At 57.2% G+C, this 22,865-nt stretch carries 24 protein-coding genes; 20 read left to right on the forward strand and 4 right to left on the reverse strand.

Annotated features, from left to right (window positions below; all coding sequences use genetic code 11):
- Positions 1 to 51: 51 nt before the first annotated feature.
- Positions 52 to 720, reverse strand: coding sequence for a WYL domain-containing protein (locus EL098_RS20575; protein WP_232012250.1), 669 nt, complete (start codon positions 718 to 720; stop codon positions 52 to 54).
- Between the two features lie 408 nt (positions 721 to 1,128).
- Between EL098_RS20575 and EL098_RS20580 the strand changes: the two genes are divergently transcribed.
- The 12 genes from EL098_RS20580 to phnP all read left to right on the forward strand — a co-directional run bounded on the left by EL098_RS20580 (position 1,129) and on the right by phnP (position 10,022).
- Entirely contained in the window at positions 1,129 to 1,464 is a 336-nt protein-coding gene (locus EL098_RS20580) for a zinc ribbon domain-containing protein YjdM (protein ID WP_126357877.1), read from the forward strand.
- A gap of 515 nt (positions 1,465 to 1,979) precedes the next feature.
- Positions 1,980 to 2,705 carry a phosphonate metabolism transcriptional regulator PhnF gene (gene phnF / locus EL098_RS20585; protein WP_126357878.1) on the forward strand — a complete coding sequence of 242 codons (726 nt, stop codon included), beginning with the start codon at positions 1,980 to 1,982 and terminating at the stop codon, positions 2,703 to 2,705.
- Positions 2,706 to 3,167 carry a phosphonate C-P lyase system protein PhnG gene (gene phnG / locus EL098_RS20590; RefSeq protein WP_126357879.1) on the forward strand — a complete coding sequence of 154 codons (462 nt, stop codon included), beginning with the start codon at positions 2,706 to 2,708 and terminating at the stop codon, positions 3,165 to 3,167. It abuts the gene before it with no gap.
- Positions 3,164 to 3,748: a phosphonate C-P lyase system protein PhnH gene (gene phnH / locus EL098_RS20595; RefSeq protein ID WP_126357880.1), complete on the forward strand. Its 585-nt coding sequence runs from the start codon at positions 3,164 to 3,166 to the stop codon at positions 3,746 to 3,748. The genes phnG and phnH overlap by 4 nt, the downstream gene beginning before the upstream one ends.
- Complete coding sequence (locus tag EL098_RS20600; protein WP_126357881.1) at positions 3,748 to 4,812, forward strand: carbon-phosphorus lyase complex subunit PhnI; 1,065 nt, start codon at positions 3,748 to 3,750, stop codon at positions 4,810 to 4,812. Before phnH ends, EL098_RS20600 begins: the two co-directional genes overlap by 1 nt.
- The gene (locus EL098_RS20605) at positions 4,805 to 5,650 is read left to right on the forward strand and encodes an alpha-D-ribose 1-methylphosphonate 5-phosphate C-P-lyase PhnJ (RefSeq protein WP_126357882.1); all 846 of its coding nucleotides are present in this window, start codon (positions 4,805 to 4,807) and stop codon (positions 5,648 to 5,650) included. The genes EL098_RS20600 and EL098_RS20605 overlap by 8 nt, the downstream gene beginning before the upstream one ends.
- Positions 5,647 to 6,405, forward strand: a complete 759-nt coding sequence (gene phnK, locus EL098_RS20610) for a phosphonate C-P lyase system protein PhnK (protein WP_126357883.1) — start codon at positions 5,647 to 5,649, stop codon at positions 6,403 to 6,405. Before EL098_RS20605 ends, phnK begins: the two co-directional genes overlap by 4 nt.
- Positions 6,406 to 6,414: 9 nt before the next feature.
- Complete coding sequence (gene phnL, locus EL098_RS20615) at positions 6,415 to 7,119, forward strand: phosphonate C-P lyase system protein PhnL (protein ID WP_126357884.1); 705 nt, start codon at positions 6,415 to 6,417, stop codon at positions 7,117 to 7,119.
- Positions 7,106 to 8,242 (forward strand): alpha-D-ribose 1-methylphosphonate 5-triphosphate diphosphatase, encoded by a 1,137-nt coding sequence (gene phnM, locus EL098_RS20620; protein WP_126357885.1) that lies wholly within the window; start codon positions 7,106 to 7,108, stop codon positions 8,240 to 8,242. Before phnL ends, phnM begins: the two co-directional genes overlap by 14 nt.
- Positions 8,239 to 8,826 carry a ribose 1,5-bisphosphokinase gene (gene phnN / locus EL098_RS20625; protein WP_232012466.1) on the forward strand — a complete coding sequence of 196 codons (588 nt, stop codon included), beginning with the start codon at positions 8,239 to 8,241 and terminating at the stop codon, positions 8,824 to 8,826. Before phnM ends, phnN begins: the two co-directional genes overlap by 4 nt.
- Positions 8,819 to 9,286, forward strand: coding sequence for an aminoalkylphosphonate N-acetyltransferase (phnO, locus tag EL098_RS20630; RefSeq protein ID WP_126357887.1), 468 nt, complete (start codon positions 8,819 to 8,821; stop codon positions 9,284 to 9,286). Before phnN ends, phnO begins: the two co-directional genes overlap by 8 nt.
- Positions 9,264 to 10,022 carry a phosphonate metabolism protein PhnP gene (gene phnP, locus EL098_RS20635; protein WP_126357888.1) on the forward strand — a complete coding sequence of 253 codons (759 nt, stop codon included), beginning with the start codon at positions 9,264 to 9,266 and terminating at the stop codon, positions 10,020 to 10,022. Before phnO ends, phnP begins: the two co-directional genes overlap by 23 nt.
- Here phnP and yjdP read toward each other — a convergent pair.
- Both yjdP and rpiB read right to left on the reverse strand, forming a co-directional pair.
- A complete protein-coding gene (gene yjdP, locus EL098_RS20640) occupies positions 10,019 to 10,339 on the reverse strand; it encodes a DDRRRQL repeat protein YjdP (protein WP_126357889.1) in 321 nt (106 codons plus the stop codon). The genes phnP and yjdP overlap by 4 nt on opposite strands.
- Before the next feature lie 68 nt (positions 10,340 to 10,407).
- Entirely contained in the window at positions 10,408 to 10,857 is a 450-nt protein-coding gene (gene rpiB, locus EL098_RS20645) for a bifunctional allose-6-phosphate isomerase/ribose-5-phosphate isomerase RpiB (RefSeq protein ID WP_126357890.1), read from the reverse strand.
- 356 nt (positions 10,858 to 11,213) lie between these two features.
- On the opposite strand from rpiB, the gene EL098_RS20650 reads away from it, so the two are divergent.
- The 6 genes from EL098_RS20650 (at position 11,214) to alsK (ending at position 17,509) form a co-directional block, all read left to right on the forward strand.
- Positions 11,214 to 12,104: a MurR/RpiR family transcriptional regulator gene (locus tag EL098_RS20650; protein WP_126357891.1), complete on the forward strand. Its 891-nt coding sequence runs from the start codon at positions 11,214 to 11,216 to the stop codon at positions 12,102 to 12,104.
- A 55-nt stretch (positions 12,105 to 12,159) separates the two neighbouring features.
- Positions 12,160 to 13,095: a D-allose transporter substrate-binding protein gene (alsB, locus tag EL098_RS20655; protein ID WP_126357892.1), complete on the forward strand. Its 936-nt coding sequence runs from the start codon at positions 12,160 to 12,162 to the stop codon at positions 13,093 to 13,095.
- Between the two features lie 163 nt (positions 13,096 to 13,258).
- Entirely contained in the window at positions 13,259 to 14,791 is a 1,533-nt protein-coding gene (alsA, locus tag EL098_RS20660; protein ID WP_126357893.1) for a D-allose ABC transporter ATP-binding protein AlsA, read from the forward strand.
- Positions 14,770 to 15,750, forward strand: a complete 981-nt coding sequence (gene alsC, locus EL098_RS20665; protein WP_126357894.1) for a D-allose ABC transporter permease — start codon at positions 14,770 to 14,772, stop codon at positions 15,748 to 15,750. Before alsA ends, alsC begins: the two co-directional genes overlap by 22 nt.
- 135 nt (positions 15,751 to 15,885) lie before the next feature.
- On the forward strand, positions 15,886 to 16,581 hold the full coding sequence (alsE, locus tag EL098_RS20670; protein WP_126357895.1) for a D-allulose 6-phosphate 3-epimerase: 696 nt from the start codon (positions 15,886 to 15,888) through the stop codon (positions 16,579 to 16,581).
- A complete protein-coding gene (alsK, locus tag EL098_RS20675) occupies positions 16,565 to 17,509 on the forward strand; it encodes an allose kinase (protein WP_126357896.1) in 945 nt (314 codons plus the stop codon). Before alsE ends, alsK begins: the two co-directional genes overlap by 17 nt.
- Here the strand turns inward: alsK and EL098_RS20680 are convergent.
- Positions 17,421 to 20,024, reverse strand: coding sequence for an ATP-binding protein (locus EL098_RS20680; protein ID WP_126357897.1), 2,604 nt, complete (start codon positions 20,022 to 20,024; stop codon positions 17,421 to 17,423). The genes alsK and EL098_RS20680 overlap by 89 nt on opposite strands.
- A gap of 329 nt (positions 20,025 to 20,353) precedes the next feature.
- On the opposite strand from EL098_RS20680, the gene EL098_RS20685 reads away from it, so the two are divergent.
- Both EL098_RS20685 and EL098_RS20690 read left to right on the forward strand, forming a co-directional pair.
- Positions 20,354 to 21,877 (forward strand): sugar ABC transporter ATP-binding protein, encoded by a 1,524-nt coding sequence (locus EL098_RS20685; protein WP_126357898.1) that lies wholly within the window; start codon positions 20,354 to 20,356, stop codon positions 21,875 to 21,877.
- Positions 21,870 to 22,862 (forward strand): ABC transporter permease subunit, encoded by a 993-nt coding sequence (locus EL098_RS20690; protein WP_126357899.1) that lies wholly within the window; start codon positions 21,870 to 21,872, stop codon positions 22,860 to 22,862. Before EL098_RS20685 ends, EL098_RS20690 begins: the two co-directional genes overlap by 8 nt.
- The last annotated feature ends 3 nt before the right edge of the window (positions 22,863 to 22,865 follow it).

Below are 22,865 nucleotides of genomic sequence, written 5' to 3' on the forward strand. Positions count from 1 at the left end.
TTTTAATCCTGGTGATGCCGGTTTTTATAATGACGTGAGGGAAATAATTTATTAGTTAACATTACACCATGCCGCGATCCTGGCTTTTAAATCACTCTGCCAGACCTGCGGTGAAATAATGGTGAGATGCGGTATCCAATACTGCACCAGCGGAAATAATTGCTCAGGCGAAGCGATGTGGCTTGCCAGAAGCAACTCTCCGTTATCAAGTTCTCTGATAGTTTTTTGAAAAGGTAAAAAATTGCGCTGTTTAAAATGTCCGGCGGCCTGAGCCGACACCTGCAACAACACTTCTGTTTTTACTCTATCCCCGCCGGGATCGTCCGAATCGTCAAATAATGGATAAAAAATAGCTTTACGCTGCGCGCTATTTTCATATTCATACCCTACGACCAATAAATCGGGAATAGCCTGCAGGCCAATATATTGATTGTGACTTTTTATGTCGTACCACGGATAAAACGCAGCCAGCCCAACGCGTTTAGTAATGCGTAGCAGGTCGTTTACGTTAAACTGTCCTTTTAAATGCGAAGAGAGACGCTTTTTCCCCTCGCCGACGTCCTCCAGAATAGCACCAAGCCGGTTTAAATCACGATACGCAGTTCGCATATCTACATCAAAACGCTGGCGGATAATATCAGCGGAAAGGGTTTCCCCCTGATAAAGACTTAAGACGATTTCGGCCAGTCGATCTGCAACTTTTACTTTCGCGCCTTTCATTCTCATCGGTTCCTGCCTCTGTATCGGTACATCCATAGGCCCAACCATACCCCTGTCAAGTGACAGGAGGTGTCAGCGCAATACGCTTTTTTTATTTTTTCAAACAGGTATAGCGCAGCAGCCCGTGCTGGCAGACCTGCGTGAAGCGAAGTGAAACTAAGTTAAATTAGCCCCTCTTTAACGGCAATTAAAGCCTGAACATGAAGTCAAATTTGGCACATATTTCTTTGAATGAAAGAATTTTTGCGATTTTTAGCTGCCGGCTGGCCACCGGTCACGGCCCAGGGGCAATAATCCCTGCAAGTGTAGGGATTTGATGTATAATCGCGGCACTTTTCCGCGATTCAGTATGCTTTTGCTGCCAGGTCGCTATTTTTCATTACTTTATCTCACCTTGAGGATCAGATAATGCAACTCCCTCATTGCCCGCAGTGCAATTCCGAATACACCTATGAAGACAACGGCATGCTGATTTGCCCGGAGTGCGCTCATGAATGGAACCCGGCTGCCGCGGGCGAAGACGACGCTGAATTAGTGGTAAAAGATGCCAACGGTAACCTGCTTGTCGACGGCGACAGCGTCACCGTGGTGAAAGATCTGAAGGTAAAAGGCAGCTCTTCGATGCTGAAAATCGGTACAAAAGTGAAGAATATTCGCCTGGTGGAAGGCGATCACAACATTGATTGTAAAATTGATGGTTTTGGCCCAATGAAGCTGAAATCAGAGTTCGTCAAAAAGAACTGATTACTCCCGGCAGGCGGATTCGCCGCCTGCCCCGACCGCCGAGCGGATCTGGTTTTCGCCGTACGGCTTTTCACGTTGCCTGGCCAGTCAAGATCCCGAAGCAGTCGGTATATTCATTTTTGATGTTATTTAATTATTCCATGTAGAGACATTTATTCCAGAAGTAACAGAATAAAAACGTCTCATTAACCCTGCAGACCAATAAACTCAAAGCAGCATTAAATTTATTATTTCAGGGCTAAGGCATTAATAAAAAATGGAGCGCCTCAGGATATAGAATATATTTTAAAAGCGTGCGAGACTTTTCTCCCCATTCGATCCCGATAAATATCTCATTATCAGGACTAAACGCGCCTCCCTTTCCAGTCTGTTTTCGCTAAACCGAGACAACCCACAGTTTCCCTGAGCCCCCCTCGCGGCCGCAAACTTCAACTCTTCATCGTACAGAAACCAATCATTAACAAAACCGTCACTTTCTCCCGTCACCATGAGGCAACTTTTTGAGGAGATCCGCGATGCACTTGTCCAGACATCCGACCAGCTACCCAACCCGCTATCAGGAGATAGCCGCCCGGCTCGAACAGGAGCTGCGTAACAACTACCGCTGCGGCGACTATCTGCCCGCCGAAACCCAGCTTGCCGCCTACTACGAGGTCAACCGCCACACGCTCCGCCGCGCTATTGACGAACTGGTCAATAAAGGTTGGGTCCAGCGCCGCCAGGGCGTGGGCGTGCTGGTGCTGATGCGCCCGTTTGACTACCCGCTTAACGCCCAGGCCCGCTTTAGCCAGAACCTGTTGGATCAGGGCAGCCACCCCACCAGCGAACGCCTTCTGGCGGTCATTCGCCCGGCCTCTCAGGACGTGGCGGATGCGCTGGGGCTGGTTGAGGGCGATAACGTTATCCACCTTCGCACCCTGCGCCGGGTCAACGGTATAGCGGTGTGCATCATTGACCACTATTTTTCCGAACAAAGCTGGTGGCCTACGCTGCAGACCTTCAGCAGCGGCTCACTGCACGATTTTCTTCAGGCGGAGTTAGGCATTGCCCTGACGCGCGCCCAGACCCGCATCAGCGCCCGCCGTTCCCAGGCAAAAGAGAGCCGCCTGCTGGAAATCCCCAACATGGCGCCGCTGCTCTGCGTTCGCACTCTTAATCACCGTGAAGGCGAGGCTAATCCAGCGGAATACTCCGTCAGCCTGACCCGTGCCGACATGATTGAATTCACCATGGAGCACTAAATGGACACCAGCCATTTCAATACCGAACAGCGCCGGGAGTGGATGGCCGTGCTGTCGCACAGCCAGCCGCAGGAGCTTCTTGAGCGCTGGAACAGCCTGAACATCAGCGCGGATTACACGCTTATTCGCGCCCCGGAAATCGGCCTGGTTCAGGTGCAGGCCCGCATGGGTGGCACCGGCCAGCGCTTCTTCACCGGCGACGCCACGCTGACCCGCTCGGTCGTCAAACTAGCGAGCGGAACCTACGGCTACAGCTACCTGCTTGGCCGCGACAAACAACACGCTGAATGCTGCGCGGTGATCGACGCCCTGATGCAGGAAACCTCACATTTCCAGACGCTACAAGAAACCTTAATTGCACCGCTGGCGGCCAACCGTGAACAACGCCTTGCCGCTCGCCGTGCGGAAGTTAACAGCAGCCGCGTGGACTTCTTCACGCTGGTACGCGGAGACAACGCATGACACTGATGACCGCTTTTACCCTTCCTGTACAGGATGCCCAGCAGAGTTTCCGTCGCCTGCTTAAAGCGATGAGCGAGCCGGGCGTGATTGTCGCACTGACCTCGCTGCAGCAGGGCTGGCTTCCGCTTAACGTCGCCACCACCAGCGTGCTGCTGACGCTTGCCGATAACGACACGCCGGTGTGGGTAGACGGCGCGTTGGGCAACGATATTGCCGCGCAGAACATCCGTTTTCATACCAACGCGCAGCTGTGCGAACAGCCAGACCACGCGCAGTTTGCGGTTGCAAGCGACGCAATCTCTTCTGAACAGCTAAATCTGCTGGCCCAGGGCTGCGACATTGCTCCCGATACCAGCGCAACGCTGATTCTGCAGGTTTCCAGCCTGAGCGGCGGGCGCATGCTTCGCCTGACCGGCGCCGGGATCAACGAAGAGCGCATGATTGCCCCACAGCTGCCGGAGTGCGTCCTGCACGAACTGACCGAGCGCCCGCATCCTTTCCCGCTGGGTATTGACCTGATTTTGACCTGCGGCGATCGCCTGCTGGCCATCCCGCGGACCACCCACGTGGAGGTGTGCTGATGTACGTTGCCGTCAAAGGGGGCGAGAAAGCAATCTCCGCCGCCCACGCCCTGCAGGAGCGCAACCGACGCGGCGATGAGACGCTGAAAGAGCTGAGCGTAGCACAGATCGAACAGCAGCTTGGCCTGGCGGTCGACCGCGTGATGACGGAAGGCGGCATCGCTGACCGGGAGCTCGCCGCGCTGGCTATCAAGCAGGCCAGCGGCGACATGATTGAAGCCATTTTTCTGCTCCGCGCTTACCGCACCACGCTACCTCGCCTTGCCGTGAGCGAGCCGCTAAATACCGCAGAGATGCGCCTCGAGCGCCGTATCTCCGCCGTTTATAAAGACGTGCCGGGCGGCCAGCTGCTGGGCCCAACCTATGACTACACGCATCGCCTGCTGGACTTCACGCTGCTGGCCAACGGCGAAGTGCCTGACGCTGAATCTGCCGACGAGCAAAGCGCCCCTTCTCCACACGTGTTCAGCATGCTGGCAAAGCAGGGCCTGGCGAAAGTCGAAGAAGATGACGGCGCGCAGCCGGATGACATCACCCGTAACCCGCCGGTTTACCCGTGCTCGCGCTCTTCACGCCTGCAGCAGCTGGTGCGCGGCGATGAAGGCTACCTGCTGGCGCTCGCCTACTCCACCCAGCGCGGCTACGGGCGTAACCACCCTTTTGCCGCCGAGATCCGCAGCGGCTATGTAGATATCGAAATTGTGCCGGAAGAGCTGGGTTTTGCGGTGAACATCGGCGAACTGCTGATGACTGAATGCGAAATGGTGAACGGTTTTGTCGCCCCGGAGGACGAAGCGCCGCACTTTACACGCGGCTACGGCCTGGCGTTCGGCATGAGCGAGCGTAAAACCATGGCGATGGCGCTGGTTGACCGTGCGCTCCAGGCTCCCGACTACGACGAAACCGTTGCAGGCCCGGCGCAGGACGAAGAGTTCGTGTTATCCCATGCGGATAACGTGGAAGCGGCAGGCTTTGTGTCCCACCTCAAGCTGCCTCATTACGTAGATTTCCAGGCCGAACTGGAGCTGCTTAACCGCCTGATAAAGGAGCGAGCCAATGGCTAACCTGAGCGGCTATAACTTCGCCTATCTGGACGAGCAAACCAAACGCATGATCCGCCGCGCAATGCTGAAAGCCGTGGCGATCCCAGGTTACCAGGTGCCGTTTGGCGGCCGCGAAATGCCGATGCCCTACGGCTGGGGCACAGGCGGTATTCAGCTTACCGCCAGCCTGATTGGCGAAGCGGACGTGCTTAAGGTGATTGACCAGGGCGCGGACGACACCACTAACGCCGTCTCGATTCGTAACTTCTTCAAACGCGTGACCGGCGTGAATACCACCGAGCGTACCGAAGACGCGACGCTGGTGCAGACCCGCCACCGTATCCCGGAAACGCCGCTGGTCGAAGACCAAATCCTGATTTATCAGGTGCCGATTCCCGAGCCGCTGCGCTTTATCGAACCCCGCGAAACGGAAACCCGCACCATGCACGCGCTGGAAGAGTACGGCGTGATGCAGGTGAAGCTGTATGAAGATATCGCTCGCTTCGGCCACATCGCCACCACCTACGCCTACCCGGTGAAAGTGAACGATCGCTATGTGATGGACCCGTCGCCAATTCCAAAATTTGATAACCCGAAAATGCACATGTCCCCTGCGCTGCAGCTGTTCGGTGCCGGACGCGAAAAGCGCATTTACGCCGTACCGCCGTTTACCCGCGTAGAAAGCCTCGACTTCGACGACCATCCCTTCCAGGTTCAGAAATGGGAAGAGCCGTGCGCGATTTGTGGGTCACGCCATAGCTACCTTGATGAAGTGGTACTCGACGACGCGGGCAACCGCATGTTCGTCTGCTCCGATACCGACTACTGCCGCCAGAACAGTGAGGCCTCTCAGTCATGACCAGCCCGTTACTTTCGGTGAATAACCTCACCCACCTCTATGCGCCCGGCAAAGGCTTTATGGACGTGTCTTTTGACCTCTGGCCCGGTGAAGTGCTGGGCATTGTTGGCGAGTCCGGCTCCGGTAAAACAACGCTGCTGAAGGCCATTTCCGCCCGCCTCGCGCCGCAGTCCGGGGAGGTGATTTACCTCGACCGCTCGCTGTACGAAATGTCGGAAGGCGAACGTCGCCGCCTGCTGCGTACCGAGTGGGGCGTGGTTCACCAGCATCCGATGGACGGCCTGCGCCGCCACGTTTCTGCCGGGGGCAACATCGGTGAACGCCTGATGGCAACCGGCGCACGCCACTACGGCGAGATTCGCGCCACCGCCCAGCGCTGGCTGGAAGAGGTCGAAATTCCTGCCAGCCGCATCGACGACCTGCCGACCACGTTCTCCGGCGGGATGCAGCAGCGCCTGCAAATCGCCCGCAACCTGGTGACGCATCCGAAGCTGGTGTTTATGGATGAGCCTACCGGCGGGCTGGACGTTTCGGTGCAGGCACGCCTGCTAGACCTGCTGCGCGGCCTGGTGGTGGAGCTGAACCTTGCCGTGGTGATTGTCACCCACGATCTGGGCGTAGCTCGCCTGCTGGCCGACCGTCTGCTGGTGATGAAACAGGGCAAAGTGGTGGAAAGTGGGCTGACCGACCGCGTGCTGGACGACCCGCATCACCCGTATACCCAGCTTTTGGTGTCCTCCGTCCTTCAGAATTAGGTACTCGCTATGACCAGAATACGGGTTGAAAACCTGAGCAAAACATTTGTCCTGCATCACCAGCACGGTATTCGCCTGCCGGTGCTAGCGGGCGCCTCGCTGGAAGTTAAAGGCGGGGAGTGTGTGGTGCTGCACGGCCACTCCGGCAGCGGTAAATCCACCCTGCTGCGCTCGCTGTACGCCAACTACCTGCCGGATGAAGGACATATCTGGGTTAAGCACAACGACGAATGGCTCGATATCGTGCAGGCTCCGGCGCGTGAAGTGCTGGCGGTGCGACGCCAGACCATTGGCTGGGTTAGCCAGTTCCTGCGTGTTATCCCACGCATTTCAGCGCTTGAAGTCGTCATGCAGCCGCTGCTTGATTTAGGCGTGCCGCGTGAAGAGTGCGAGAAAAAAGCCGCCAGCCTGCTGACTCGCCTCAACGTGCCCGAGCGCCTTTGGCACCTTGCGCCTTCGACCTTCTCCGGCGGCGAACAGCAGCGCGTGAACATCGCTCGCGGCTTTATTGTCGACTACCCCATTTTACTGCTGGACGAGCCAACCGCCTCGCTGGACGCAAAGAACAGCGCCGCCGTGGTGGCTTTGATTCAGGAAGCAAAAGCGCGTGGAGCGGCCATCGTCGGCATCTTCCACGATGAAGCAGTCCGTGAACAGGTGGCCGACCGCCTGCATACCATGTCCGCGATGGAGCCCCAACATGATAGTCAATAACGTTCGCCTGGTCCTGGAAGAGGAAGTGGTCAGTGGCTCGCTGGAAGTGGCCGACGGTGTGATTCGCAACTTTGCCGAGACCCAAAGCCAGCTGCCGGGCGCACACGACGGCGGCGGCGGCTGGCTGCTGCCAGGGCTGATTGAGCTACACACGGATAACCTGGATAAATTCTTTACCCCGCGGCCCAAGGTTGACTGGCCGGCGCACTCCGCCATGAGCAGCCACGATGCGCTGATGGTGGCGAGCGGCATCACCACCGTGCTGGACGCCGTGGCCATCGGCGACGTACGCGACGGCGGCGACCGTCTGGAAAACCTGGAAAAGATGATTAACGCCGTGGAGGATACGCAAAAACGTGGCCTAAACCGCGCCGAACACCGCCTTCACCTGCGCTGCGAGCTGCCGCACCACACCACGCTGCCGCTGTTCGACAAGCTGGTAGACCGCGAGCTGGTGTCCCTCGTTTCGCTGATGGACCACTCGCCGGGCCAGCGCCAGTACGCGGAGCTCTCCAAATACCGCGACTACTATCAGGGCAAATACCATCTCACCAACGAGCAGATGGATCGCTTTGAAGAAGAGCAGCTGACGCTGGCGGCGCGCTGGTCGCAGCCAAACCGCCAGGCCATTGCCGCCCGCTGCCGCGACCGCAATATCGCCCTCGCCAGCCATGACGATGCAACCTCGGCCCACGTGGTGGAATCCCACGAAATCGGCAGCGTGATCGCCGAATTCCCGACCACGCAGGAAGCCGCTGAAGCCTCTCGTCACCACGGCATGAGCGTGCTGATGGGCGCGCCAAATATCGTTCGCGGCGGTTCTCACTCCGGCAACGTGGCGGCCAGCCATCTGGCGCAGGCAGGGCTGCTGGATATTCTCTCCTCGGATTACTATCCGGCGAGCCTGCTGGACGCGGCTTTCCGCGTGGCGCACGACGACAGCAACAGCTTCACGCTGGCACAGGCGATTAACCTTGTGACACGCAACCCAGCAAGGGCGCTGAACCTGACCGATCGCGGCACGCTGGCGGAAGGTAAACGAGCGGATCTGGTTCTGGCGCAGATGTACGGCGGCCATATCCACATCGACCACGTCTGGCGCCAGGGAACTCGGGTGTTCTGATGAGTAAACTAATCTGGCTGATGGGCCCGTCCGGCTCCGGCAAAGACAGCCTGCTGAGCGCCCTGCGCCAGCAGGAGCACGCAAGACTCCTGGTGGCGCACCGCTATATTACCCGCGCCGCCGACGCAGGCTGCGAGAATCATATTGCGCTGAGCGCAAAAGAGTTTGAGCAGCGCCAGCAACTGGGGCTGTTCGCCCTGAGCTGGCAGGCGCATGAGCAGTCCTACGGCGTCGGAGTGGAAATGGATATATGGCTCGAGGCCGGATTTGACGTGGTGGTGAACGGCTCGCGCCAGCACCTGAAACAGGCGCGGGAACGCTATGGCGATGGGCTGGTGCCTGTCTGTCTGCAGGTTTCTGCTGACGTGCTGCGCAGCCGCCTGGAGCAGCGGGGCAGAGAAAACGCAGAGCAGATCGAGCAGCGGCTGCAGCGTGCGGCGCTCTATGCCCCCGAGGGAGACGATTGCCTGCTCCTCAACAACGACGGGAGTCTGCTACAGTCAGCTGAGCTATTTATGCGGCTATTAGCCCGGCACCGCTCGAACGTCATTCCTCTTCACCGCAAGGAGCCACGCCATGTCTGATGTTGTTAAGTTAAAGGCCGCCGCTATCGAAGACAGCGATACCGTCTACCGCATGATCTGCGAGCTAAAACAGGCTCAGGCCGATCGCCCCGGCTTTAACGCCTGCTTCGCGGAGAATCTGCGTGACCCGAATATCTTCTATCAGCTGGCGTGGCTGGGTAACAAAGCGCTGGGGATGATTAGCCTTCACCTGCAATACCACCTGCACCACGGTCGCCGCATCGGCGAGATCCAGGAGCTGGTGGTGCTGGAAGAAGCTCGCGGTCACGGCGTGGGCAAGCAGCTGCTCGCCTGGGCCGAAGATAAAGCACGTAAAGCGGATGCCGAGCTAACGGAGCTGTCGACCAGCACCGGCCGCAAAGAGGCTCACCGTTTCTACGAGCGTGAAGGCTATCGCGCCACCCATATCCGCTTTACCAAACCGGTGGAGACACCTGATGACGCTGACGTTAACGCTTAGCGGCACCGGCGGGGCGCAGCTTGTGCCCGCCTGGGGCTGCCGCTGCGCAGCCTGTTTACGGGCGCGCAGCAACCCCGCTCATCGCCGCCGTCCGTGTAGCGCAGTACTAAAATATAACAATGCGGTTACGCTGGTGGATGCCGGCCTTCCCGACCTGATGGAGAGCTGGCAGCCGGGTGATTTTCAGCAGTTTTTGCTTACCCATTACCATATGGATCACGTCCAGGGGCTGTTTCCGCTGCGCTGGGGCGTTGGCGAGAAAATCCCGGTCTACGGCCCGCCTGATGAACAGGGCTGCGACGATCTGTTTAAGCACCCCGGCCTGCTGGATTTTAGCCATACCGTGGAGCCGTTTGTCGCCTTTACCCTTCAGGCGCTGCGCGTGACGCCGCTGCCGCTGCTGCACTCAAAGCTAACGTTTGGCTATCTGTTTGAAACGGCCTACAGCAGGCTGGCATGGCTGAGCGATACCGCGGGGCTGCCGGACAAAACCCTGAAGTTTCTTGCCGCCAGTCGCCCGGAGGTGGTGGTGATAGATTGCAGCCGCGAACCCCGGCCAGAGACGCCAAAAAATCATTGCGACTTAACAACGGTTATCGCGCTGAACGAGCAGATAGGTAGCCCGCGTGTCGTGCTGACGCACATCAGCCATCAATTCGACGAATGGCTGATGCACAACCCGCTTCCTGCAGGCTTTGAAGCTGGTTTTGACGGCATGGAAATCGTGCTGGACTAGCGGTCGTCGTCGTCCTGCAGCCGATGCTCTTCGTCATCCAGCTGCTGGCGCTCGCGGTCGAGCTGGTTCTGGCGCTCGTCAAGGCTGCGACGCCTCTCCTCCAGCTGGCGATAGCGTGCTTCATCCTGCCGACTAAGCCTGCGCTGAGCCGCTTCGTCATCGCTATCGTCATGGTAAACGCTGCCGCCGCCAGGCTTATAAGCCTCGCTAAGCGCCTGCTGGATATTACCAATCGCATCATCAATCACGTCGGCCTGCGCGAACGGCGAGGCCAGGTACAGCGTGCCGAGCAGCAGCGCGGCGGCATAAGGTTTCATCGGTCAGTCTCCGGGATGGACTGGCCTCAGCGTAGTCAGCCGGCTGCCTGGGCAGTAGCGGAGGAATCTCAAATTCTCGGCGATTCCAGCGCGTCAATGGCCTCAACCCTCGCCTGGTGCCGCCCGCCTTCAAACTGCCCGCTTAACCAGGCATCGACGATCATTTTGGCCAGATCCAGCCCGACGACTCTCGACCCGAAGGCCAGGACGTTGGTGTTGTTGTGCTGGCGGGAAAGCAGCGCAGAATAAGGCTCGCTGCACACCACAGCCCGGATACCGGGAAACTTATTGGCGGTGATAGAGATACCCACGCCGGTGCCGCAAATCAAAATGCCGCCCTCAACTTCTCCGCTGACCACTGCCTGCGCCACGGCACTGGCGTAAAGCGGGTAATCCGTACGCTCACCGGACCAGGTTCCCTTGTCTATCACCTCAATCCCTTTATCCTCAAGATGCGCCACTATTTCTGCCTTCAGCAGGAAACCGACGTGATCGCAGCCAAACGCAATTTTTTTCATTTTCATCCTCACCGTTGTCGTGGCTTTACGAACCCGGCAACCTTTGTGATTTAAGACCGGTTCATTGCCCAATTAATCGGCAAAATTGCCGGGTTCCCGGCCATTTCTACACCGATACTCTTCACAGCACAACGTCATAAACTATTATCACCGTGCCGACTGGCAGAGCGCCCCGACGACAAAAACACAATTAATATCTTTAAATTCATAAAGATAAATAAATATCATTTCGAACATTACTTCACAAAAAATAAAACTTTATGAATTAATTATTTTTGTGAAGTCATCAGCATATTTTCTGCTCAGGCTGTGATGTTATAGTGGCGTCTTCACTTTACGGACATCGAGAGAACACGATGAGTCAGTCAGACATTGAGTCACAGCCGCCGTTTGGTATCGGCCTTGCCCCCTGGCTGCGGATGAAGCAGGAGGGGATGACGGACAACGAAAGCCGCATTGTCGACTGGTTGTTGAAGCCCGGAAATCTGAGCGATGCACCGGCCATTAAAGACGTTGCCGAAGCCCTTACGGTGTCGGAAGCGATGATTGTTAAAGTGTCCAAACTGCTGGGTTTCAGCGGTTTCCGTAACCTGCGTAGCGCGCTGATCGCCTATTTTTCCGAGTCAGAGCAGGTGCTACCGACCGAGCTGGCGTTCGACGAAGCGCCGCAGGACGTGGTTAACAAGGTGTTTAACATTACCCTGCGCACCATTATGGAAGGCCAGTCGATCGTGAATGTCGACGAGATCCATCGGGCGGCGCGCTACTTTGCTAAGGCAAAACAGCGGGATTTGTACGGCGTTGGCGGCTCAAACGCCATTTGTAACGACATTCAGCACAAGTTCTTGCGCATCGGCGTACGCTGCCAGGCTTATCAGGATGCGCATATCATGATGATGTCGGCCTCGCTGCTACAAGAAGGCGATGTGGTGCTGGTTGTCTCTCATTCAGGCCGCACCGGCGATTTAAAAGCGGCGGTAGAGCTGGCGAAAAAGAATGGCGCCAAAATAATCTGTATTACCCATAGTTATCATTCGCCGATTGCCCGGCTGGCTGATTTTATTATTTGCTCACCAGCACCAGAGACACCCTTATTAGGCCGCAACGCCTCTGCGCGTATATTACAATTAACGTTACTCGATGCATTATTTGTTTCAGTGGCACAGCAAAACATTGAACAGGCAACATTAAACATGCAAAAAACCGGCGCTATTGTGGATTTCTTTTCCCCTGGCGCACTGAAGTAAAAAAGAGATCCCGCGTAAGCGGGACCTGACTGCACCCTACACTGAGAATATTATTATGAATAAATATCTGAAAATATTCAGCGGCGCTGCTATGGGCCTGATGTTATCCACCAGCGCATTTGCGGCCGCCGATTACGCGGTGGTATTAAAAACATTATCCAACCCTTTCTGGGTGGATATGAAAAAGGGTATTGAGGATGAAGCAAAAACGCTGGGCGTTAGCGTTGACGTATTTGCCTCGCCGTCGGAAGGGGATTTTCAGTCGCAATTACAGCTTTTTGAAGACCTGAGTAATAAAAAATATAAAGGCATCGCTTTCGCACCGCTCTCCTCGGTGAACCTTGTGGTGCCGGTGGCAAACGCCTGGAAAAAAGGCATTTACCTGGTCAATCTCGATGAAAAAATCGATATGGATAACCTGAAAAAAGCGGGTGGCAACGTCGAGGCCTTCGTCACCACCGATAACGTCGCGGTAGGCGCCAAAGGGGCAGGCTTTATTATCGATAAGCTCGGCGCCGCAGGCGGCGAGGTCGCGATTATCGAAGGCAAAGCGGGTAATGCCTCCGGCGAAGCCCGTCGCTCAGGCGCCAGCGACGCCTTTAAAAAGGCCAGCCAGATTAAACTGGTCGCCAGCCAGCCTGCCGACTGGGATCGTATTAAGGCGCTCGACGTGGCGACCAACGTGCTGCAGCGTAACCCGAACCTGAAAGCCTTCTACTGCGCCAACGACACCATGGCGATGGGCGTTGCACAGGCGGTGGCCAACGCAGGCAAAACCGGGAAAGTGCTGGTCGTCGGCACCGACGGGATTCCGGAAGCTCGCAAAATGGTTGATGCCGGACAGATGACCGCCACCGTTGCCCAGAACCCGGCAGATATTGGCGCAACCGGCCTGAAGCTGCTGGTGGATGCGGCCAAAACCGGCAAGGTGATTGCGCTGGATAAGGCCCCGCAGTTCAGCCTCGTGGATTCGGTGCTGGTGACGAAATAGTTTCTGGCCTGAGTGGTTTGATGCCCTCACCCCGACCCTCTCCCACAGGGAGAGGGAGAAAAGAGTACTAAAAGAAAAGCTGTGGCAGTAGTTATTCCCTCTCCCCTGTGGGGAGAGGGTTAGGGTGAGGGGAAACCTTCGCTAAAAATGATTGAGGCTCGTCATGGTCACGCCATACATTGCAATGGCGGGGATCGGCAAATCCTTTGGTCCGGTTCACGCATTAAAATCGGTTGATTTAACAATATTTCCCGGCGAAATTCACGCGCTGCTTGGGGAAAATGGTGCAGGTAAATCAACCCTGATGAAAGTTCTGTCGGGTATTCATGAGCCGACCAAAGGCACCATTAAAATTAATGATGTTAATTATGACAAGCTCGATCATAAATTAGCGGCCCAGCTCGGCATTGGCATTATTTATCAAGAGCTCAGCGTGATTGATGAATTAACCGTTTTAGAAAATCTTTATATTGGTCGCCATACAACAAAAAAAGTCTGCGGCATTAATATTATTGACTGGAAAGAGATGCGTATTCGCGCCGCGATGATGCTTTTACGTGTCGGCTTAAAAGTGGATCTTGATGAAAAGGTAGGAAATTTATCCATCAGCCACAAGCAAATGTTAGAAATTGCCAAAACATTAATGCTGAACGCCAAAGTCATTATTATGGATGAGCCCACCTCTTCTTTAACCAATAAAGAGGTAGATTATCTTTTTCTCATCATGAATCAGCTGCGCAAAGAGGGGACGGCGATCGTTTATATCTCCCATAAGCTCGCCGAAATCCGCCGTATCTGCGACCGCTACACGGTGATGAAGGACGGCAGCAGCGTCTGCAGCGGCATGGTCAGCGAGGTCTCTAACGATGACATCGTTCGCCTGATGGTCGGCCGCGAGCTGCAAAACCGCTTCAACGCCATGAAAGAGAGCGCCGGGAACGTCGAACGTGACGTGGTGTTTGAGGTGAAAAACGTCACCAGCCGCGACCGCAAAAAGGTGAAAGGCATTTCGTTTAGCGTTAACCGGGGCGAAATCCTGGGCTTCTCGGGGCTGGTTGGCTCCGGGCGTACCGAACTGATGGACTGCCTGTTCGGCGTGGATAAACGCGCTGCCGGTGAAATTCTGCTTAACGGCAAAAATATCTCGCCCCGCTCGCCCATGGACGCGCTGAAAAAAGGCATGGGCTACATCACCGAAAGCCGCCGTGATAACGGCTTCTTCGCCAACTTCTCCATCGCGCAGAATATGGCCGTCAGCCAGAGCCTCAAGCGCGGCGGCTACAAAGGCGCGATGGGGCTGTTTGACGAAGCCGAAGAACGTAAAACCGCCGAAGCCCAGCGTCAGCTGCTGGCGCTGAAGTGCCATAGCGTCGATCAGAACATCACCGAGCTTTCCGGCGGCAACCAGCAGAAGGTGCTGATTTCTAAGTGGCTGTGCTGCAACCCGGAAGTGATCATCTTCGATGAGCCTACCCGCGGCATCGACGTCGGCGCAAAAGCCGAAATTTACAAAGTGATGCGCCAGCTGGCGGATGACGGAAAGGTCATCCTGATGGTGTCGTCCGAGCTTCCCGAAATTATCGCCGTCTGCGACCGCATTGCCGTGTTCTGCGAAGGGCGACTGACGCAAATCCTGACCAATCGCGACGATATCAGCGAAGAGGAGATTATGGCATGGGCATTACCACAAGAATGAAGCGCGAAGAAAGCGAGAAAAAGCCGTTTAATTTCGCCCAGTTCTGGGACAAATACGGCACCTTCTTCATCCTCGCGATTATCGTCGCCATCTTCGGCACGCTCTCCGCCGAGTACTTTCTGACGGCCAGCAACATCAGCGCCATCTTCGTACAAAGCTCGGTGACCGTGCTTATTGGCATGGGGGAGTTCTTCGCCATTCTGGTGGCGGGGATTGACCTGTCGGTCGGCGCGATTCTGGCGCTCTCCGGCATGGTGACCGCCAAACTAATGCTGGCGGGCGTAGATCCGTTCCTCGCCGCGCTGATTGGCGGCGTGCTCGTCGGCGGGCTGCTCGGGGCGATTAACGGCTGCCTGGTGAACTGGACGGGGCTGCATCCGTTCATCATCACGCTCGGCACCAACGCCATCTTCCGCGGTATCACGCTGGTTATCTCCGACGCCAACTCGGTGTACGGCTTCTCGTTCGATTTCGTGAACTTCTTCGCCGCCACGCCGCTGGGTATTCCTGTGCCGGTGATATTCTCGCTGATTGTCGCCGGGATACTGTGGTTCCTGACCACACGAACGCGCCTTGGCCGCAATATTTACGCCCTCGGCGGCAATAAGAACTCTGCCTTCTACTCCGGCATCGACGTGAAGTTTCACATGCTGGTGGTGTTCATCATCTCCGGCATCTGCGCCGGGCTGGCGGGCGTGGTCTCTACCGCACGCCTTGGGGCGGCAGAACCTCTTGCGGGCATGGGGTTTGAAACCTACGCCATCGCCAGCGCCATCATCGGCGGCACCAGCTTCTTCGGCGGCAAGGGCAGAATTTTCTCGGTGGTGATTGGCGGCCTGATCATCGGCACCATCAACAACGGTCTCAATATTCTCCAGGTACAAACCTATTACCAGCTGGTGGTGATGGGCGGGCTGATTATCGGCGCGGTGGCCCTGGACCGACTAATCAGCAAGTAAATTCGTCGTCTTTCGAACGGCAGATGCGTTGGCTGCATCAGCTCACCCCAGTCACATAGTTAGCTATGCTGCTGGGGACTCGCAGCCTGGCCGCCTTTCTGTCGTCCGAAATCCATAGAATTACAGGAGCTTATAATGAAAATTTCCCCCTCTTTGATGTGCATGGATCTGGCGAAATTCCAGGAACAGATTGAGTTTATTGACCAGCACGCCGACTACTTCCATATCGACATTATGGACGGCCACTTTGTGCCGAACCTGACGCTGTCGCCGTTCTTCGTCGGCCAGGTCAGGAAGCTTGCCAGCAAACCGCTGGACTGCCATCTGATGGTGACCCGCCCGCAGGACTACGTCACGCCGCTAGCGCAGGCCGGAGCGGACATGCTTACCCTGCACCCGGAAACCCTTAACGGTCAGGCCTTCCGCCTTATCGAAGAGATCCGCCGTCACAGCATGAAGGTCGGCCTTATTTTAAACCCGGAGACCCCGGTCGAGGCGATGAAGTACTACATTCATAAGGCAGACAAGGTGACGGTGATGACCGTCGATCCTGGGTTTGCCGGCCAGCCGTTTATTCCGGAAATGCTGGATAAAGTGGCCGAGCTGAAGGCCTGGCGCGAGCGCGAAGGGCTAAGCTACGAGATTGAGATTGACGGCTCCTGCAACGCGGCAACCTATGAACGACTCATGGCCGCCGGGGCAGATGTGTTTATCGTCGGGACCTCCGGGCTGTTTAACCACGCCCGCGATATCGGCGAGGCCTGGCAGGTGATGAGCGAGCAGATCCTGACGGCCAAAAATGAGGTTATCCCCCATGCCAAAACCGCTTAGCGTGGTGGCCGGTGTGGATATGGGCGCCACCCATATCCGCCTGTGTTTACAGGATGAGTCCGGCGCGGTGCTGCACTGCGAAAAGCAGCGTACCGCAGAGATTATCGCAGGGGGCGTAGTCTGCGGGATCGCCGAGCTGTTAAACGATCGGTTAGATCGCTTTAACGCCCGCTGCCGCGGTATGGTGATGGGGTTTCCTGCGCTGGTCGGCAAAGACAAACGCACGATTATCTCCACGCCCAATCTGCCGCTTGCCGCGGCGGAACTGAACGAGCTGGCGAGTAAGCTGGAGGATGCCCTTGGCTGCCCGGTTGAGTTTTCTCGTGACGTCAATCTTCAGCTCTCTTTCGACGTCGCACAAAACGAGCTACAGAACCAGCTGGTACTGGGGGCTTATCTTGGTACCGGCATGGGCTTTGCCGTCTGGCTGAACGGGGCACCCTGGACCGGCGCCCACGGCGTTGCCGGTGAGCTGGGCCATATTCCGCAGGGCGATATGCACCTGACCTGCGGCTGCGGGAACGCTGGCTGCCTGGAAACGGTCTGCTCGGGAGTGGCCCTGAAGCGCTGGTACGACGCCAGCCCACGCCCGTATGAGATTAGCGAGCTGTTCAGCTTTGCCGCGCAGGAACCCTTTGTCGTTACCCTGATCGACCACGCGGCGCGCGCCATCGCCACCAGCGTTAACCTGTTCGACCCGGACGCGGTTATCCTCGGCGGCGGGGTGATGGACATGGTCGATTTCCCGCGTGAAGCGCTGATTGCGCAGACTAAACGCTATCTTCGCCGTCCGCTACCTCATGATGCCGTGCGTTTTATCAACGCCTCATCGTCGGCCTTTAACGGCGCGCAGGGCGCGGCTTCGCTTGCCCACTCCAGCTTCCTGCCCGCGCTTTACGCAGCGCCTCAGCCAGCTGCACTCGGGTGAAAGGTTTACGCAGCAGCTCCACCTCCGGCAGGTGCTGTTCTCTGCGGCGTAGATCCTGCCCGCTGATCAACAGCAGATCGAGCTGTGGATGACGACGGCGAGCCTGCTGGAGCACGTCCGCTCCGCTTAGCTCGCCGGGCAGCATCAGGTCGCTGATGACGATGCTGATCTCCGGTACATCGGCCATCAACTGCAGAGCCTGCCGGCTGTCGTCGGCTTCCAGCGTCAGATAACCCAGCTCATGCAGCTGTTCACACAGCGTCTGGCGCACGTCCGGCTCGTCTTCAAGCACCAGTACAAGCTGGTCGGAGATATTATTCTGTTCATCAGCCGCCGACGGCACCTCCGGCTGCACCTCAGCAGGCGCACGCGGCAGCTGCAGTACCACGCGGGTGCCTTTGCCGGGTTCGCTTTCTATTTGCACTCGCCCGCCCGACTGGCGCACAAAGCCATAAACCATCGACAGCCCAAGTCCGCTGCCGCTGCCGGTTTGCTTGGTGGTGAAGAAAGGCTCAAACACCTGAGCTTTAACCTCCTCCGTCATGCCGTGCCCGGCATCGGCCACCTCAACCACCACCATATCCTGTTTGCGCCCTTCCCCCCGCACCACGCGCTGGTTCCAGGTTCGGATCTTGATTTCGCCGCTGCGCCCTTCCATCGCGTCTCGGGCGTTCATCACCAGGTTAATGATCGCGTTTTCCAGCTGATTGACGTCTATCCACGCGGGCCAGGCGGGCTGCTGGGCTTCAACGGTGAGCATCAGGTGAGCAGGCAACGAGTGACGTATCAGCGGGTCGAGGTTTTCCAGCAGGTTTTTCATCGCTACCGCACGCGGGTGCAGAGACTGTTTACGGGAAAACGCAAGCAGCCGCTGGGTCAGCTGCGCACCACGTTCCGCAGCCTTAAGCGCACGCTGAATGCGCACCGAGTCCGGGGAGTCCGTCGCGGTCAGCTCAAGGCTACCGATGATCACCGCCAGCAGGTTATTAAAGTCATGCGCCAGGCCGCCGGTGAGCTGCCCAACGGCCTTCATCTTCTGGCTATGCACCAGCGCCTCCTCCAGCGCTTTGCGCTCGCTGCGCTCAAGCACCACGTTCACCCTGCCACGCTCTGGCACAGGGCTAAAACGCAGTTCAATGGTGCGGCCATCAGCCAGCCTCAGCTCCTGCGGCTTCGGTAGGGGGCGCGAAAGGTTGCCAAGCATATGTTCCTGCAGCGGCATAACCTGCCTGAGCAGCCAGAGATAGTGCTGGCCGCGCTGCAGGCGCTGCGGCTCCAGTCCCAGCAGCAGAGGATATTGCTGATTCCATACCACCAGAAAACCGTCGCTGTCGAACAGCGCAAAGCCATCGCGCATGGCGTGGAAGGTGGTTTCCAGCAGGGTACTTTTCTCTTTTAGCAGGCGTGAAGTATGCTCCAGCGAAGCCGTATTGCGGGCGAAAACGTTAAAGGCTCGGGCAAGCTCCCCCAGCTCATCCTGCCGCTGTTGGGCAGGCACGCTGACCTCTTTCTCCCCTTTCGCCAGCCGCGTCATTGCCTGGGAAATCGCCGTTAAGTTAGAGCCGAGGTTGCGGTAGATATACAGTCCGGCAAACCCGGTTATTACCAGCGCCAGCAGGGCAAACAGGCCGATAAAAGCGATAATAGACTGTAAATCCCGATGGCTTTGCTGGCTGCGCTGCCGCGACTCCTCCCCCACTTTTTGCACGTACTGGTTGATATCCTGATTCAGAAAAGCCACCAGCGCTTTGATGTGGTACATATGCCAGGCGATGCCCAGATCGCTCTCTTCAAGCTGCGCAGAAAGCGGCGGCAGCTGGTGCAGGCCGTTTCTGAACTGCTGCAGAATGCTGTCCGAGAGCGGCGACGGCGCATGCTCAGGAAGAAGCTGCATCACTTCGCTAAGCTGACGAACCGCAGGCCTCGGCGAGGCGGACTGAATCGCCACCACAATCAGGCGATCCATCTCTTTTAGCAGCCCGTCCTGCGGCACATTAAGCCCCTCGCGCGCGTTAACTTCCTGCAAATGCTCAAGGTAGCTCTGGTTCTGGTAAAGGGCGCTCAGCAGCAGGTTGCGCTGCAGATGGCGGCGATGCCCCATGACCAGCATATTGGTGACGCTGCTCTCCAGCTCGTTACTGCGCTTGATAATGCGGCTGACCAGCTGCGGCTCATGGCTTGCCAGCGGCGCCGCGGCAAGGTGAGAAAGCGAGTTTTGCAGCGAAAGCTGGGTCTGCTTCAGGCTCGCCGCCTCGCTCTGGTACTCCAGCGCCCCGACAACCTGAGAAAGCCTGACCGCCGCTGTCGCCACGTTAGAAGTGTCACGCGCCAGCTCCATGCTGCCGGACATATCGAGCAGCGTTTGCCCCTGCACCTGTTCCTGCAGGCGGCTGGCGTGTTCAAAGCCAAGCACCGCCACGCCGCAGACCATCAGCGTCACCGCCACCACCAGCAGATTGAAGAACAGCAGGCGACCACGGGCGCTGGTGAAAAAAGAAGGGCGAGGCTGGGTCATAGAGGCTCCGTGGTTGTTTTTTCCCCTCACCCTGCCCCTCTCCCCAGAGGGGAGAGGGAAAAAAGAGGGTAGCCTCTCCCCAATATGGATTGAGGACAAGGGCTTGCACACCGCCTTTCCCCCTCTCCCTTGCAGGGAGAGGGCCGGGGTGAGGGTCACATCTTCACTCCAGTTAAGCATTGCACGGATTTTGATAAATATTTCCACTCCGGGAATGTGATCCAGGTTAACTATTCAACTCTATGACAAATATGAACGGCCGCTGACATTTTACATTTACCGGCCTGTGGTTGACTGGCGCTTATTGATAACCCCAAAGGCGCCGCATCATGAGCAGAGTCCCCCTTCTGGAAATGCGCAATATTGCCAGGGCATTTGGCAAATTTTATGCGCTAAAAGGCGTCGATTTAACGGTGTTTCCCGGTGAGATCCATGCGCTGATGGGTGAAAACGGGGCGGGTAAAAGCACGCTGATGAAGATCCTCGCTGGCGCCTATATTGCCACCAGCGGCGAAGTGCTGATTGACGGCAAACCCTATGCCATCAAGGGCCCCAAAGATGCCCTTAACGCAGGTATTACCCTGATTTACCAAGAGATGCAGCTCGCGCCAAACCTTACCGTGGCGGAGAATATCTTCCTCGGCAGCGAGCTGGCGCGCGGCGGCCTGGTACAACGTAAAGAGATGGTGCAGCAGGCGCAGGTGGTGATTGACCGCCTCGGCGCACAGTTCAAGGCCACGGATCTCGTCATGAAGCTCACCATTGCCGAGCAGCAGCAAGTTGAGATTGCCCGCGCGCTCCAGCGTAACAGCCGCATTCTGGTGATGGACGAACCGACAGCCGCCCTCTCCTCCCGCGAAACGCACCGGCTATTTGAGCTGATTTTCCGCCTTCGCGATGAAGGCATGGCGATCATCTACATCAGCCACCGCATGGCAGAAATCTATGAGCTCTCTGACCGGGTCAGCGTGCTGCGCGACGGTCAGTATGTGGGCAGCCTGACGCGTGAAAACCTTAACGCCAGCGAATTGGTCAAAATGATGGTTGGGCGGCCGCTCAGCGATCTGTTCAACAAAGAGCGCGATATCCCGCTGGGCAGCCCTCGCCTCAACGTTCACCACCTGACGGACAATGGAAAAGTGCAGCCCGTCAGCCTGCAGGTGCGTTCCGGGGAAATCGTTGGCCTTGCCGGGCTGGTGGGTGCCGGACGTTCAGAGCTTGCACAGCTGATCTTCGGCGTGCGCAAAGCGACGGGAGGATCGATTGAGATCGACGGTCAGCCGGTAACCCTTCGCTCACCGCGCGAAGCTATTCAGCATGGCGTCGGTTTCCTGACGGAAAACCGCAAGGAGCAGGGACTGTTTCTCGAGCTGGCGGCCCAGGACAACATCACCATGGCCACGCTCGAGCGTGACGCCCACTTCGGCATGTTAGACCGTAAAAAAGCACAGGCCATTTCCGACGACGCTATCAGCCTGCTGAATATTCGTGTGCCCCACGCGCAGGTTCGCGCCGGAGGCCTGTCCGGGGGCAATCAGCAAAAACTGCTGATTTCCCGCTGGGTTGCCATTGGCCCACGCATTCTGATCCTCGATGAACCTACGCGCGGCGTGGACGTTGGCGCTAAAAGCGAGATCTACCGCATCATGAATCAGCTCGCCCGTCAGGGCGTGGCCATTTTAATGATCTCCAGCGAGCTGCCCGAAGTGGTGGGCATGAGCGACCGGGTGTACGTCATGCGCGAAGGCAGCATTGCCGGCGAGCTGCTGCGCCACGACATCACGCAAGAAAATATTATGACCCTGGCTACCGGCGTGACCGAGGCCCATAAGAAAGAGGTTCACCATGACTAACTCAGGCACGCAACCGGTGGCAAAATCCGCTTCGATCAAGAAAGCCCTGTTCGGCGATTTAATGCAAACAGTCGGCATTTTGCCGATTTTGATCCTGATCGTCGCCGTCTTTGGCTTTATCGCGCCCAACTTCTTTACCGAATCGAACCTGCTTAATATCGCCCGGCAATCCTCCATCAACATCGTACTGGCGGCGGGAATGACCTTCATTATTTTGACCGGCGGTATCGACCTGTCCGTAGGCTCCATCCTGGGAACGACCGCGGTCACCGCGATGGTCGTTTCGCTGATACCGGGCTGGGCAGGCCTGTCGATTCCGGCGGCGCTGATGATGGGCACCGGCCTTGGGCTGTTTAACGGCATGCTGGTCGCCTGGGCTGGGCTGCCGCCGTTTATCGTCACGCTCGGCACCTATACTGCGCTGCGCGGTGCGGCGTATCTGCTGGCCGACGGCACCACGGTGATTAACTCCAATATCAACTTCGAGTGGATTGGCAACGCCTATCTTGGCCCGGTGCCGTGGCTGGTGGTGATTGCCCTGCTGGTAATTGCGGTGTGCTGGTTCATCCTGCGCCGTACCACGCTTGGCGTTCATATTTATGCGGTAGGCGGCAACATGCAGGCGGCACGCCTGACCGGCATCAAAGTGTGGATGGTGCTGCTGTTCGTTTACGGCATGAGCGGCCTGCTTTCCGGCCTCGGCGGCATCATGAGCGCTTCACGCCTCTACAGCGCCAACGGTAACCTCGGCGTGGGCTACGAGCTTGATGCTATCGCCGCCGTGATCCTCGGCGGAACCAGCTTCGTGGGCGGAATTGGCACTATCACCGGCACGCTGGTGGGGGCGCTGATTATTGCCACGCTCAACAACGGCATGACGCTGATGGGCGTCTCTTATTTCTGGCAATTAGTGATCAAAGGGGCGGTGATCATCATAGCGGTGCTGATCGACAAATACCGTACCCGTCACCATCAAAGTGCATAACAA

Source organism: Cedecea lapagei, assembly GCF_900635955.1.
Taxonomy (GTDB): Bacteria; Pseudomonadota; Gammaproteobacteria; order Enterobacterales; family Enterobacteriaceae; genus Cedecea; species Cedecea lapagei.